11 protein-coding genes are annotated in these 13,304 nt (G+C 43.3%); 10 read left to right on the forward strand and 1 reads right to left on the reverse strand.

Translation table 11 applies throughout. The features are described 5' to 3' along the window. Positions 1 to 13: 13 nt before the first annotated feature. The 7 genes from ftsW (at position 14) to lpxC (ending at position 8,221) form a co-directional block, all read left to right on the forward strand. Positions 14 to 1,195: a cell division protein FtsW gene (gene ftsW / locus L4C39_RS13005; protein ID WP_429746363.1), complete on the forward strand. Its 1,182-nt coding sequence runs from the start codon at positions 14 to 16 to the stop codon at positions 1,193 to 1,195. After that, positions 1,182 to 2,243: an undecaprenyldiphospho-muramoylpentapeptide beta-N-acetylglucosaminyltransferase gene (gene murG, locus L4C39_RS13010; protein WP_136994163.1), complete on the forward strand. Its 1,062-nt coding sequence runs from the start codon at positions 1,182 to 1,184 to the stop codon at positions 2,241 to 2,243. The genes ftsW and murG overlap by 14 nt, the downstream gene beginning before the upstream one ends. Before the next feature lie 12 nt (positions 2,244 to 2,255). Next, on the forward strand, positions 2,256 to 3,719 hold the full coding sequence (murC, locus tag L4C39_RS13015) for a UDP-N-acetylmuramate--L-alanine ligase (RefSeq protein ID WP_429746291.1): 1,464 nt from the start codon (positions 2,256 to 2,258) through the stop codon (positions 3,717 to 3,719). Positions 3,720 to 3,907: 188 nt separating this feature from the next. Beyond that, positions 3,908 to 4,690, forward strand: coding sequence for a cell division protein FtsQ/DivIB (locus tag L4C39_RS13020; RefSeq protein WP_017051071.1), 783 nt, complete (start codon positions 3,908 to 3,910; stop codon positions 4,688 to 4,690). Beyond that, positions 4,683 to 5,954, forward strand: coding sequence for a cell division protein FtsA (gene ftsA, locus L4C39_RS13025; protein WP_017051070.1), 1,272 nt, complete (start codon positions 4,683 to 4,685; stop codon positions 5,952 to 5,954). The genes L4C39_RS13020 and ftsA overlap by 8 nt, the downstream gene beginning before the upstream one ends. A 30-nt stretch (positions 5,955 to 5,984) precedes the next feature. Then, positions 5,985 to 7,205: a cell division protein FtsZ gene (gene ftsZ / locus L4C39_RS13030; protein WP_017051069.1), complete on the forward strand. Its 1,221-nt coding sequence runs from the start codon at positions 5,985 to 5,987 to the stop codon at positions 7,203 to 7,205. Positions 7,206 to 7,303: 98 nt separating this feature from the next. Beyond that, entirely contained in the window at positions 7,304 to 8,221 is a 918-nt protein-coding gene (lpxC, locus tag L4C39_RS13035; protein ID WP_017051068.1) for a UDP-3-O-acyl-N-acetylglucosamine deacetylase, read from the forward strand. Between the two features lie 85 nt (positions 8,222 to 8,306). Here the strand turns inward: lpxC and L4C39_RS13040 are convergent, their stop codons facing one another. Then, positions 8,307 to 8,765 carry a DUF721 domain-containing protein gene (locus L4C39_RS13040; protein ID WP_429746294.1) on the reverse strand — a complete coding sequence of 153 codons (459 nt, stop codon included), beginning with the start codon at positions 8,763 to 8,765 and terminating at the stop codon, positions 8,307 to 8,309. 332 nt (positions 8,766 to 9,097) lie between these two features. Between L4C39_RS13040 and secA the strand changes: the two genes are divergently transcribed. The 3 genes from secA (at position 9,098) to dapB (ending at position 13,187) form a co-directional block, all read left to right on the forward strand. After that, positions 9,098 to 11,824: a preprotein translocase subunit SecA gene (secA, locus tag L4C39_RS13045; RefSeq protein ID WP_371711969.1), complete on the forward strand. Its 2,727-nt coding sequence runs from the start codon at positions 9,098 to 9,100 to the stop codon at positions 11,822 to 11,824. 73 nt (positions 11,825 to 11,897) lie between these two features. Beyond that, a complete protein-coding gene (mutT, locus tag L4C39_RS13050) occupies positions 11,898 to 12,299 on the forward strand; it encodes an 8-oxo-dGTP diphosphatase MutT (RefSeq protein WP_017051065.1) in 402 nt (133 codons plus the stop codon). Positions 12,300 to 12,377: 78 nt separating this feature from the next. Next, entirely contained in the window at positions 12,378 to 13,187 is an 810-nt protein-coding gene (gene dapB, locus L4C39_RS13055; protein WP_429746297.1) for a 4-hydroxy-tetrahydrodipicolinate reductase, read from the forward strand. Positions 13,188 to 13,304 lie beyond the last annotated feature (117 nt).

Genomic DNA, 13,304 nt, shown 5'->3' on the forward strand with positions numbered 1-13,304 from the left:
GCAAGATTGGTTCATGACACCAACCCCCGATGCGCTGTTTGATCGTCAATTGGTTTGGATTGCTCTTGGTCTAATGCTTACGGGGTTAGTGATGGTGACATCGGCTTCATTCCCTATTAGCTCACGACTGACGGATCAACCCTTTCACTTTATGTTTCGTCATGCTGTTTTCCTCGGTTTAGCGCTCATAACATCAAGTGTGATACTGCAGATTCCATTGAAACGTTGGATGCAGTACAGCTCCTATTTGTTAGCACTCTCGTTCTTTTTACTGGTCGTGGTATTAGTGGCGGGAAAATCCGTGAACGGAGCCTCACGCTGGATCCCTCTAGGTCTGTTCAATTTACAGCCTGCAGAGGTCGCGAAACTTTCGCTGTTTATTTTTATGGCGGGGTATTTGGTTCGTAAACAGGCAGAAGTAAGGGAAACCTTTTTTGGCGGATTTATGAAGCCGATTCTTGTTTTTGGGTTATTAGCCGCGCTTCTACTTGGGCAGCCAGACTTGGGTACCGTAGTCGTTATGCTGGTCACCCTATTTGGAATGCTGTTCATTGCCGGCGCTAAGCTCACTCAATTTATTGGACTCGTGGTGGTAGGGATCATCGCGGTCATTGGACTGATAGCCTTAGAGCCTTATCGAATTCGACGAGTGACATCATTTTTGGACCCGTGGGAAGACCCATTTGGTAGCGGTTATCAGTTGACTCAGTCATTGATGGCTTTTGGTCGAGGAGAGTGGTTTGGTCAAGGGTTAGGTAATTCCATCCAAAAATTGGAGTACTTACCAGAGGCTCATACCGACTTTGTATTTGCCGTGTTGGCGGAAGAGTTAGGCTTTATTGGCGTAACTTTAGTGTTAATCCTTATCTTTAGCCTGGTGTTAAAAGCGGTCTTTATTGGTAAGCGAGCGTTCGAAAGCAAGCAACAATTTGGTGGCTATCTCGCATTTGGTATCGGGATCTGGTTTGCCTTCCAAACATTGGTTAATGTAGGGGCCGCTGCGGGTATTGTTCCGACCAAAGGCTTAACCTTGCCACTAATCAGTTATGGTGGGTCGAGCTTGATTGTTATGTCGACGGCGGTATCCATACTCTTGAGAATAGATCACGAATGTAGGGTGCAGAAAAAAAGCACGCCTTTAGCAGATTCAGCAGAACAAGACTTTATCAGAACAGAAAACGATGAAAAAAAATAAACGTTTATTAGTTATGGCTGGTGGCACCGGTGGGCATGTTTTCCCTGGCCTTGCTGTTGCCAAAAAGCTTCAGCAACAAGGCTGGGAAATCCGCTGGTTAGGCACGGCGGATCGTATGGAAGCTGAGTTAGTTCCTAAACATGGCATAGACATTGATTTTATTAAGGTAAAAGGTCTACGTGGACAGGGCTTGGCTAAATTAGTTAAAGCGCCTTTCCAGATCATTAATGCCATTATCCAAGCGCGACGCCATATGAAGAACTGGCAACCTGATGTCGTACTTGGGATGGGTGGATACGTAAGCGGACCGGGTGGCATTGCGGCATGGTTGCTGGGTATTCCCGTTGTCTTGCATGAGCAGAATGCTGTCGCAGGGTTAACCAATCAATGGCTCTCTAAAATTGCCAAAAAAGTATTCCAAGCGTTTCCTGGCGCATTTCCACACGCAGAAGTGGTCGGCAACCCAGTTCGTCAAGATGTGGCTGAGTTACCTGATCCAGAAATTCGAATGACGTCACGCGAAGGTGACATTCGTATTTTAGTGATGGGAGGCAGCCAAGGTGCTCAAATTTTAAATAGAACAATGCCTGATGCACTGAAAGCGTTAGGTAATGGCTACACGGTTATCCACCAAGCTGGAAGAAATAACCGCGAGGAAGTCCTTAAGGCATACCCTCAAGAGATGACCGATAATGTTGAGGTGGTAGAATTTATCGATGATGTTGCTCAAGCTTATGCGTGGGCCGATTTATTGGTTTGTCGCTCGGGTGCATTGACGGTTTCTGAGGTCTCTGCGGCAGGTATTGGGGCGGTATTTATCCCATTTATGCATAAAGACCGCCAACAGGCACTTAATGCAGACCATTTAGTTGAGTGTGGTGCGGCTGAAATGATAGAGCAACCTGATCTGAGCGTTGCTAAGTTAACCAGCAATATCCAAGCTTTAACTCGAACAGAATTACTTGCAATGGCAAAACAAGCGCGTAAAGCTGCCAAGCTTGATGCTGACATGACTGTTGCCAAGGCTATTATTGCCTTAACTGAATAATGAGAATTGAAAATGACGATTGAACATACTCAAAACCTTGCTCAAATTCGTGCCATGGTGCCAGAAATGCGTCGTGTTAAGTCTATCCACTTTGTAGGGATTGGCGGGGCTGGAATGAGTGGTATTGCGGAAGTACTGTTAAATGAAGGTTATCAAATTACAGGTTCTGATCTTTCAGAAAACCCAGTCACAGAGCGATTGACTAGCAAAGGTGCAACCGTATTTTTTGGTCATCAAGCCAGTAACGTAGAAAGTGCGAGCGTGGTTGTTGTTTCAACTGCGATTAATGAAGAAAACCCTGAACTCGTTGCCGCACGTGAGTTGAGAATTCCAGTTGTTCGCCGTGCAGAAATGTTGGCTGAATTGATGCGTTTTCGACATGGTATCGCAGTTGCCGGAACTCATGGTAAAACGACAACAACAGCCTTAGTGACTCAGATCTATTCTGAAGCAGGCTTAGATCCAACATTTGTAAATGGCGGTTTAGTAAAAAGTGCAGGCACTAATGCTCGGCTAGGTTCAAGCCGCATTTTAATTGCTGAAGCGGATGAGAGCGACGCTTCGTTCTTACATTTACAGCCTATGGTCAGTATTGTCACCAACATCGAAGCGGATCATATGGAAACGTATGGCGGCGATTTTGAAGTATTGAAACAGACATTTGTCGATTTCTTGCATAACTTACCCTTTTATGGACAAGCGATTGTTTGCGTTGACGATGATGTTGTGCGTGAGTTAATTCCTCGTATTAGCCGTCAAGTGATCACTTATGGTTTCTCTGACGATGCTGATGTTCGAATTGAAAATTATCATCAAGATGGACAACAAGGTAAGTTCATTGTTGTACGCGAAGGCAAAGCTAACTTAGATATCACCTTGAATATCCCAGGCCGTCATAACGCACTCAACGCATCTGCGGCAATTGCAGTAGCAACGGAAGATGACATCTCTGATGAGGCTATTTTAGCGGCAATGGCAGGAACCCAAGGAACAGGACGTCGCTTTGACCACTTAGGTGAATTCGATACTGGTAATGGTGTTGCTATGCTTGTCGATGATTACGGACATCACCCAACAGAAGTTGATGTTACGATTCAAGCTGCACGTTCTGGCTGGAAAGAGAATCGATTGGTGATGATTTTCCAACCTCACCGTTACAGTCGTACTCGTGATTTATACGATGATTTTGCTAATGTACTTGAGCAAGTGGACGTATTAATCATGCTAGATGTTTATGCGGCGGGTGAAAAACCGATTGCAGGCGCAGATGGTCGAGCTTTGTGTCGGACCATTCGTAGCCGCGGAAAGATCGATCCTATTTTCGTTCCAGACGCTCAAACACTGCCTTCCGTGCTGGCTAATGTGCTCCAAGATGGTGATCTAGTCTTGACTCAAGGTGCGGGTGATGTTGGTAAAGTAGCAAAACAGCTGGCGGCTCTTGAGTTAAATATTAATAGAATGCAGCAAGTGTCGTGAGATCCTGCACAATGCGTGTTTGAGTCCCCAGATTGAGAAATTGATTAGATTGAGCTTGAAATTCTTACTATCAATGTTTGATAGTTTGAATAAGCTCAGTATAATCCCAAGGTTAAAGTAAGTGCTTTTACCTCTATTACGAAACGATAGGGAATAGAATTGCAAGCTAAGAAAAGGGATCGCGGACTTTGGTAGAAAGTGCTTTAAGTGAAGGCCGTTCAGTATCCAATTACCCACTAGTAAAAGAGCACGCTTTTGGCGCGACCTTTTTGCTGGTGGTTTTACTATTAATTGGCTCTCTTCTTTATTCAACATTAAGTTGGATGTGGGATGATCAACGACTCCCACTCTCAAAAATAGTATTGCAAGGTGATTTGAGTTACGTAACGGCACACGATGTACAGCGTGCTTTTGCTCAGTTGGATCATATTGGCACCTTTATGTCGCAAGATATTGATGCATTGCAATCGAGTGTTCAGGCTATTCCATGGGTGTCACAGGTATCCATTCGTAAGCAATGGCCTGACACAGTGAAAGTATTTTTAACGGAATATCACGCTTCTGCTATCTGGAATGGAAATGAACTGTTAAATGAATCTGGTGATGTATTTAATGGTGATGTTGGCCAGCTGAAAGGTGAGCGAGTTAAGCTTTATGGACCTGACGGTACAAGCCAGCAAGTATTGAATATTTGGCAAGAGAATAACCCTCGCTTTCAAAGTTTAGGGTTAGCAATTACCTCTCTTGTGTTGAATGAGCGTAGAGCGTGGCAAATTATTTTAGATAATGGCATTCGTCTTGAATTAGGCAAAGAGTCGTTATCAGAACGTATTGAGCGATTTATCTCACTTTATAATGAATTAGGCGCAAAAGCTGAACAAGTGAGCTATATCGATCTTAGGTATGATACGGGAGCTGCCGTTGGTTGGTTTCCTAAGCAAGACTTAGAACAAGAGAGTACAGATGACTAAGACCACAGATGACAACATTATTGTTGGTCTTGATATAGGCACTGCAAGTGTTTCGGCTCTAGTTGGTGAAGTCCTACCTGATGGTCAAATAAACATCATTGGTGCAGGAAGTAGTCCTTCTCGAGGGATGGATAAAGGCGGCGTTAACGATCTTGAATCCGTTGTTAAATCGGTACAAAGAGCGGTCGACCAAGCAGAGTTAATGGCAGAATGCCAAATTAGTAATGTATTTATCTCCTTGTCGGGTAAGCATATTGCAAGCCGTATCGAGAAAGGGATGGGGACCATATCTGATGAGGAAGTTTCTCAGGATGATATGGATCGCGCCATACATACTGCCAAGTCAATCAAAATTGGGGAAGAACTGCGTATCCTGCACGTTATTCCTCAAGAATTTACGATTGACTACCAAGAGGGAATTAAAAACCCGCTTGGTTTGTCTGGTGTCCGTATGGAAGTGAGTGTTCATCTTATTTCCTGCCATAATGATATGGCGCGGAACATTATTAAAGCAGTGGAACGTTGTGGACTAAAAGTTGAACAGCTAGTGTTCTCCGGTTTGGCCTCAAGTAATGCCGTTATTACCGAAGATGAGCGAGAGCTGGGTGTCTGTGTTGTCGATATTGGCGCTGGTACAATGGATGTGTCTATTTGGACTGGTGGTGCATTAAGGCATACTGAAGTTTTTTCTTACGCTGGTAATGCGGTCACAAGTGACATTGCATTTGCGTTTGGCACCCCTGTCAGTGATGCTGAAGAGATTAAAGTTAAATACGGCTGCGCATTAAGCGAATTAGTGAGTAAAGATGACACCGTTAACGTCCCAAGCGTTGGTGGGCGTCCTTCTCGTAGCTTGCAAAGACAGACATTATCAGAAGTTATTGAGCCTCGTTACACTGAGTTAATGGGCTTGGTTAATCAGACGATTGATACTGTTCAAGTTAAATTGCGCGAAGATGGTATTAAGCACCATTTAGCTGCTGGTGTCGTCTTAACGGGTGGCGCAGCACAAATTGAAGGATTGGTGGAGTGTGCAGAACGCGTATTCCGCAATCAAGTTAGAGTAGGTAAACCTCTAGAAGTTAGTGGTTTAACCGATTACGTTAAAGAGCCGTATCATTCTACGGCTGTTGGCTTACTTCATTATGCAAAAGATAGTCAGATCAATGATGATGGTGAATATAGTGAGCCAAAGCGCTCTTCTGTATCGTCAGTGTCAGGAATATTCGGCAAGTTGCGTAACTGGATACAAAATGAGTTTTAACCTGAGTTGCAGGGAAAACGGAGACAACACATGTTTGAACCGATGATGGAAATGTCAGACGATGCAGTAATCAAAGTCGTTGGAGTTGGTGGTGGCGGCGGTAATGCTGTAGAACACATGGTGCGAGAGTCTATTGAAGGCGTTGAGTTCATCAGTGTAAACACAGATGCGCAAGCACTGCGTAAAACAAGCGTAAATAGCGTTATCCAAATTGGTGGCGACATCACTAAAGGCTTAGGTGCTGGTGCAAACCCGCAAGTTGGACGTGATGCAGCTCTTGAAGACCGAGATAGAATTAAAGAAATTCTGACTGGGGCCGATATGGTATTTATAGCCGCTGGTATGGGTGGTGGTACTGGTACTGGTGCTGCTCCTGTTATTGCTGAAGTGGCAAAAGAGCTAAATATCTTAACGGTTGCCGTTGTGACTAAACCTTTCAGCTTTGAAGGCAAGAAGCGTTTAGCCTTTGCAGAGCAAGGTATTGAAGAACTGTCTAAGCATGTTGACTCTTTGATTACGATTCCAAATGAGAAGTTGCTTAAAGTTCTTGGTCGTGGCGTGACGCTACTTGAAGCATTTGCAAGTGCCAATGATGTACTTAAAAATGCGGTTCAAGGTATTGCGGAGCTTATTACGCGTCCTGGTATGATCAACGTCGATTTCGCCGATGTTCGTACAGTGATGTCGGAAATGGGCCACGCAATGATGGGTAGTGGTATTTCTCGTGGTGAAGATCGCGCAGAAGAAGCCGCAGAAACTGCAATCTCAAGCCCATTACTAGAAGATATTGATTTAGCTGGTGCTCGTGGCGTACTAGTTAACATTACCGCTGGTTTAGACATGCGTTTAGATGAATTTGAAACTGTGGGTAACACAGTGAAAGCATTTGCATCGGATAACGCAACGGTGGTTATCGGTACTTCTCTAGACCCAGATATGACAGATGAAATTCGCGTTACTGTTGTTGCAACGGGTATCGGTACAGAAAAAAAGCCTGATATCACATTAGTTGCGGGTGGAAAAGCGAAAGTGGCAGCAGTGTCACAACCGCAAGCGCCAGTACAACAAGCTGCGAAAGTAGAAGAAAAACCGGCACAACCTTTGCAAGAAAAAGTAGAGGTAAAACCACAGCCGACATCGCCAAATATGAGTCAACCTTCAGTGAGTGCGGGTCAAAGCGCAGCACCAAAGGCTGAAAAAGAGAGTGGATACTTAGATATCCCAGCATTTTTACGTCGTCAGGCTGACTAATTAGTAACCATTAATTTGACACTGTTCAAAATTATGGTAGCATTCGCGGTCGGTTAGCTAACCGATCGTGATTGTAGCACTGACAAAGAGGCAAGCAGATGATCAGACAACGTACTCTGAAAGAAATAGTGACAACAATCGGTGTGGGTCTCCATTCCGGTCGTAAAGTGACACTTACTCTTCGCCCTGCTGCTGCAAATACGGGTATCATTTATCGTCGTACTGACCTAAATCCGCCTGTTGATTTTCCAGCAGATCCGGCGTCAGTACGTGACACTATGCTATGTACAGCATTAGTTAATGATGAAGGCGTACGCATTTCCACGGTAGAGCACCTTAGTGCTGCACTTGCTGGTATGGGTATCGATAACATCATTATTGAGGTTGATGCACCTGAAATTCCAATCATGGATGGCAGTGCAAGTCCGTTTGTTTACTTGTTACAACAAGCTGGAGTTCAAACGCTCAATACTCCAAAGCGATTCATTCGAATTAAAAAGCCGGTACGTTTTGAAGACGGTGACAAATGGGCTGAATTTGTTCCATTTAATGGCTTCCGAATGGATTTTGAAATCGACTTTAATCACCCTGCGATTGAATCAGACGAACAACGCATGTTGTTTGACTTCTCTTCTCAAGGTTTTGTTAAAGAGATTTCTCGTGCTCGTACATTTGGTTTTATGCGTGATATTGAGTACTTACAATCACAGAACCTATGTTTAGGTGGCAGCTTTGATTGTGCGATTGTTCTAGATGAATATCGAATTTTGAATGAAGAAGGTCTTCGTTACGAAAATGAATTCGTTACTCATAAAGTTCTAGATGCTATCGGTGATTTATACATGTGTGGACACGCTATTATTGGTGAGTTCCGAGCTTATAAATCAGGGCATGGTTTGAATAACCAATTATTAAGAGCTGTGCTTGCTGACCAAGAAGCTTGGGAATGGGCTACTTTTGAAGAAGAAGCTGGTTCTCCAGTTGCATTTGCAGACCCTAATATGGTTTTAGCGTAAGTAGCACAAATTGAATTTAAAAAAGCCAGGTGTTGAAGCCTGGCTTTTTTGTATCTGAATCTTTATAGCGAAAATCGTTCCATGGCTATTTGTTTTTTACTGCCATTTGAGCAATTTTCTCAAGGCGAGCTTTTATTTTCGGTGGTGCCATTTCTGCGATCATTAACAGAGAACCTGCTGCCGCATCAGAAATAGGTGGGCGAGACGGTTCCTTGTTTTCATGCTTCTCCTGCATCGTTCTATAAAGTGCTGGGTTTATTTTCACTTCAAGTCCAATTAGTCTGGCAAACCCCATATTTCTCAGTTGACTTAAAATCATCAGCCGATCGTAGTTTATCTTCATCTTTATCGATGCACTCGCAACTTCGATAACAAGATTACCGCCACGTAAGTTTGCGGCCCTACATTGGTTTGCAGTTCCTTTAGGTAAAATATCACGCAAGGCATTATTGATGGTCATTATCTCGGCGGCATGCTCTTGTAATTGGTTGAATCGAGATTCTGAAATGAGCGTTTGAGTAAGGGTTGGCCGATGATCACGCATGAAATTACTCATAAATAGAAGAGATATACGTGCAGTTTAGACGAGGAAGGCTTGTTGGTACACTGTTGTTGCAATCAAAGTTTGTCTATTCATTCGTCAATCGAGCATAAAAGTACAAAGTGCTTCAAACTATTGGGTTTAGCGATGGTTGTTCAACTCAAAATTACTTACACTACTGAGTACAAAATTCAGAATGAGCCTTGAAAATCAAAGTCTGTATCACAATATCAGTGAGAGATGATTTATCTCAGTATCCTTAGTTTAAAACTGGTAGAGACTGAAGGCATTAATACTAGATCGAAGACGATCTAAGAACGAGAGATCCACAGCAAATGATTACTAAGTTACTGACAAAGGTAATTGGCAGTCGCAATGACAGAACACTGCGCCGCCTTAGAAAAATCGTAAAAGAAATTAATAACTATGAGCCAACGTTTGAAGCATTATCTGACGAAGAGCTTAAAGCGAAAACGATAGAATTCCGTGCTCGCCTAGAAAAAGGTGAGAGCTTAGATAACCTGCTTCCTGAAGCTTTCGCAACGGTGCGTGAAGCATCAAAACGTGTTTATGGCATGCGCCATTTCGACGTTCAGCTTATTGGTGGCATGGTACTAAACAATGGCCAGATTGCAGAAATGCGTACTGGTGAAGGTAAAACACTTACCGCAACATTACCTGCATATCTAAATGCACTGCCTGGGAAAGGTGTGCATATCGTTACAGTGAATGATTACCTAGCGAAGCGTGATGCGGAAACGAACCGCCCACTGTTTGAATTCTTAGGCATGACCGTTGGTGTTAACGTTCCAAATATGGCACCACCAGAAAAGAAAGAAGCGTACCTTGCTGATATTCTTTATGGAACAAACAACGAATTCGGTTTTGATTATTTGCGTGACAACATGGCTTTCCGCAATGAAGATCGAGTTCAACGTGCGCGTTTCTTCGCGGTTGTCGATGAAGTTGACTCGATTTTAATCGATGAAGCTCGTACACCATTGATCATCTCTGGTCCTGCTGAAGATAGCTCTGAGCTATACACTAAGATTAATACCCTGATCCCTCATCTTGAATTACAAGAAAAAGAGGATTCAGAAGAGTATCGTGGTGATGGTCACTACACCATGGATGAGAAATCTAAACAGGTGTACTTAACTGAAACAGGCCAAGAGTTTGTTGAAGAGTTGATGGTTAAAAATGGTTTGATGGAAGAGGGGGATACCCTCTATTCACCAACCAATATCAGCCTATTGCATCATGTTAATGCTGCGCTACGTGCTCACGTACTGTTTGAGAAAGATGTTGATTACATCATCTCTGAAGAGGGCGAAATTGTAATTGTTGATGAGCACACAGGTCGTACTATGCCTGGTCGTCGCTGGTCTGAAGGTTTACACCAAGCTGTTGAAGCAAAAGAAGGTGTGAAGATTCAGAATGAAAACCAAACATTAGCATCAATTACGTTCCAAAACTTCTTCCGTCTGTATGAAAAACTGTCAGGCATGACGGGTACTGCGGATACAGAAGCCTTTGAATTCCAATCGATCTATGGGTTAGAAACCGTTGTTATTCCAACGAACAAACCTATGGTTCGCGATGATATGCCGGATGTGGTGTACCGTACTGAAGAGGATAAGTTCAACGCAATCATTGAAGATATTAAAGATCGCGTTGAAAAAGGCCAACCAAGCTTAGTGGGTACGGTTTCGATTGAAAAATCTGAACTGCTTTCTAATGCACTGAAAAAAGCGAAAGTGAAACATAACGTACTTAACGCTAAATTCCACGAAATGGAAGCTGAGATTGTTGCACAAGCGGGTACGCCAAGCGCGGTTACTATCGCAACTAACATGGCTGGTCGTGGTACGGATATTGTACTAGGTGGTAGCTGGCAAGCTCAGGTTGAGAAGTTAGACAACCCAAGCAAAGAGCAAATCGCTGAAATTAAAACCGCATGGAAAATTGTTCACGATAAAGTTTTAGAATCTGGTGGTTTACACATCATTGGTACTGAACGTCATGAATCTCGTCGTATCGATAACCAGCTTCGTGGTCGTTCTGGTCGTCAAGGTGATGCTGGCTCTTCACGTTTCTATCTATCAATGGAAGATTCTCTGCTGCGTATTTTCACATCAGAGCGCATGGCTGGTTTGATTCAAAGCGGTATGGATGAAGGCGAAGCGATTGAAAGCCGCATGTTGTCTCGCTCTATTGAAAAAGCGCAACGTAAAGTTGAAGGCCGTAACTTTGATATTCGTAAACAGTTACTTGAGTACGATGATGTTGCCAATGACCAACGTAAAGTGGTTTATGAGCTACGTGATGAACTAATGAGTGCTGATGACATCAGCGAAATGATTGAACACAATCGCGAAGATGTCTTCACTACCGTAATCAACGAGTACATTGCCCCTCAATCTCTAGATGATATGTGGGATATAGCAGGTCTTGAAGAGCGCATGAAGAATGACTTCGATCTTGAGATGCCAATTCAGGCATGGCTAGATGAAGATGATAAACTTTATGAAGAAGCATTACGAGAGAAGATCTTAAACACGGCAGTTGAGACTTACCGTGCTAAAGAAGAGACTGTTGGCGCAACTGTTTTACGTAACTTTGAAAAATCAGTGATGCTACAAACCCTTGATACGTTGTGGAAAGAACACCTAGCGGCAATGGATCATTTACGTCAAGGTATTCACCTACGTGGTTATGCTCAGAAGAACCCAAAACAAGAGTACAAGCGTGAATCGTTTGAGTTGTTTGAGGATCTTCTTGAAGCACTAAAACTTGATGTGATCACTATCTTGAGCAAAGTTCGAGTTCAACAACAAGAAGAAGTTGAACGTATGGAAGAGCAACGTCGAGCGCAAGCAGAAGAAGCGGCACGTCGTCAGCAATTCCAACATAAAAATGCGGATAACCAGTTATCTGATGAAGAGCATACGGAAGAAGGTCACCAACCTATGGTACGTGAAGAGCGTAAAGTAGGTCGTAATGAACCATGTCCATGTGGCTCTGGTAAGAAATACAAACAGTGTCATGGTCAAATTGCATAATCCATGATCTGTTTTTAATAAATAAAAGAGTCGCTTAGGCGGCTCTTTTTGTAGGTAAAACATAGGAATGTACATGAAACGCGTCCATATCGTTGCAGCGATCATCTTTAACTCAGATAAAAGCCAAGTATTTATCACAAAGCGCCCGGATCACGTTCATAAAGGAGGCTTTTGGGAGTTCCCTGGTGGCAAAGTAGAAGAGGGGGAATCCATCGAGGATGCGATGAACCGTGAATTAAACGAAGAAATTGGTATTGAGATTGTTGAACAATCCTTATTCGAACATTTGGAGTTTGATTACCCGGATAAATCTCTAAAATTTGACTTCATCGTAGTGAGCCAATTTAAACATGAACCGTATGGCAAAGAGGGGCAACAAGGGGAGTGGGTGGCCGTCGAAAACCTAGCTAAGTATGCATTTCCTGAAGCGAATGTTCCAATTTTAGAGCGAGTTATAAAAGAATTTAGGCGGTAGTCATAGGGTTTAAAACTCTAGCACGGAGTAACGCTTTACGTTACATTGTGTTCATCATCACAAAAGGAGAACAACGCAATGGTTCGAATTGCGATTGCAGGAGCAGCAGGCCGAATGGGCCGAAACCTCGTAAAAGCAACACATCATCACTCAGGCGCTGCTGTTGGAGCTGGCTCTGAGCGTCCTGAATCTTCCCTTATTGGCGTCGATATTGGTGAACTCTGCGGTGAGGGGCATTTTAATGTTTCTCTGGTTGATAACTTAGAAAAATCAATTGAGCAGTTTGACGTCATTGTCGATTTCACCGCACCAGTAAGTACTCTAGTTAACATCGAATTATGCCGTCAGCATGGTAAAAAACTGGTGATTGGCACAACGGGTTTTTCTGAAGAAGAGAAACAAGTGATCGCTCATGCTTCGAAAGAAATTCCGATCATTATGGCACCTAACTATAGCGTGGGTGTTAACTTAGTCTTTAAGTTGTTGGAAAAAGCCGCGAAAGTGATGGGTGATTATTGTGACGTGGAAATTGTAGAGGCACACCATCGCCATAAAGTTGATGCGCCATCAGGTACTGCGATTGGCATGGGAGAAGCTATTGCAGATGCAATGGGAAATGATCTCAATGATGTGGCAGTTTGGTCTCGCGAAGGGATAACTGGCGAACGTACAAAAGATGAAATTGGTTTTGCAACGATTCGCGCAGGTGACATTATTGGAGAGCACACGGCAATGTTTGCCGATATTGGTGAACGTGTTGAGATTACTCATAAAGCGACCGATCGTATGACCTTTGCTAATGGTGCCATTAAAGCTGCGGTTTGGCTAAATGAAAAGCCTGCTGGCTTCTATACAATGACTGATGTTTTAGGCTTAAATGACCTTTAAGTAGATAATTATGCGCTGAGATCTCTCGGCGCATAGAAATTCCCTACCTTTTTCTCACCACTCTTCTTCATATTTATTCACTAAAATCTCATTATATCCAAGGTGTTTACTTATTAT

The sequence above is a fragment of the Vibrio clamense genome (assembly GCF_050337905.1).
GTDB classification, from domain to species: domain Bacteria; phylum Pseudomonadota; class Gammaproteobacteria; order Enterobacterales; family Vibrionaceae; genus Vibrio; species Vibrio cortegadensis.

Coding starts and splice junctions, on each gene's coding strand:
- ftsW (WP_429746363.1), top strand. CDS start 14: ATGACACCAACCCCCGATGCGCTGTTTGATCGTCAATTGGTTTGGATT.
- murG (WP_136994163.1), top strand. CDS start 1,182: ATGAAAAAAAATAAACGTTTATTAGTTATGGCTGGTGGCACCGGTGGG.
- murC (WP_429746291.1), top strand. CDS start 2,256: ATGACGATTGAACATACTCAAAACCTTGCTCAAATTCGTGCCATGGTG.
- ftsA (WP_017051070.1), top strand. CDS start 4,683: ATGACTAAGACCACAGATGACAACATTATTGTTGGTCTTGATATAGGC.
- ftsZ (WP_017051069.1), top strand. CDS start 5,985: ATGTTTGAACCGATGATGGAAATGTCAGACGATGCAGTAATCAAAGTC.
- lpxC (WP_017051068.1), top strand. CDS start 7,304: ATGATCAGACAACGTACTCTGAAAGAAATAGTGACAACAATCGGTGTG.
- L4C39_RS13040 (WP_429746294.1), bottom strand. CDS start 8,765: ATGCGTGATCATCGGCCAACCCTTACTCAAACGCTCATTTCAGAATCT.
- secA (WP_371711969.1), top strand. CDS start 9,098: ATGATTACTAAGTTACTGACAAAGGTAATTGGCAGTCGCAATGACAGA.
- mutT (WP_017051065.1), top strand. CDS start 11,898: ATGAAACGCGTCCATATCGTTGCAGCGATCATCTTTAACTCAGATAAA.
- dapB (WP_429746297.1), top strand. CDS start 12,378: ATGGTTCGAATTGCGATTGCAGGAGCAGCAGGCCGAATGGGCCGAAAC.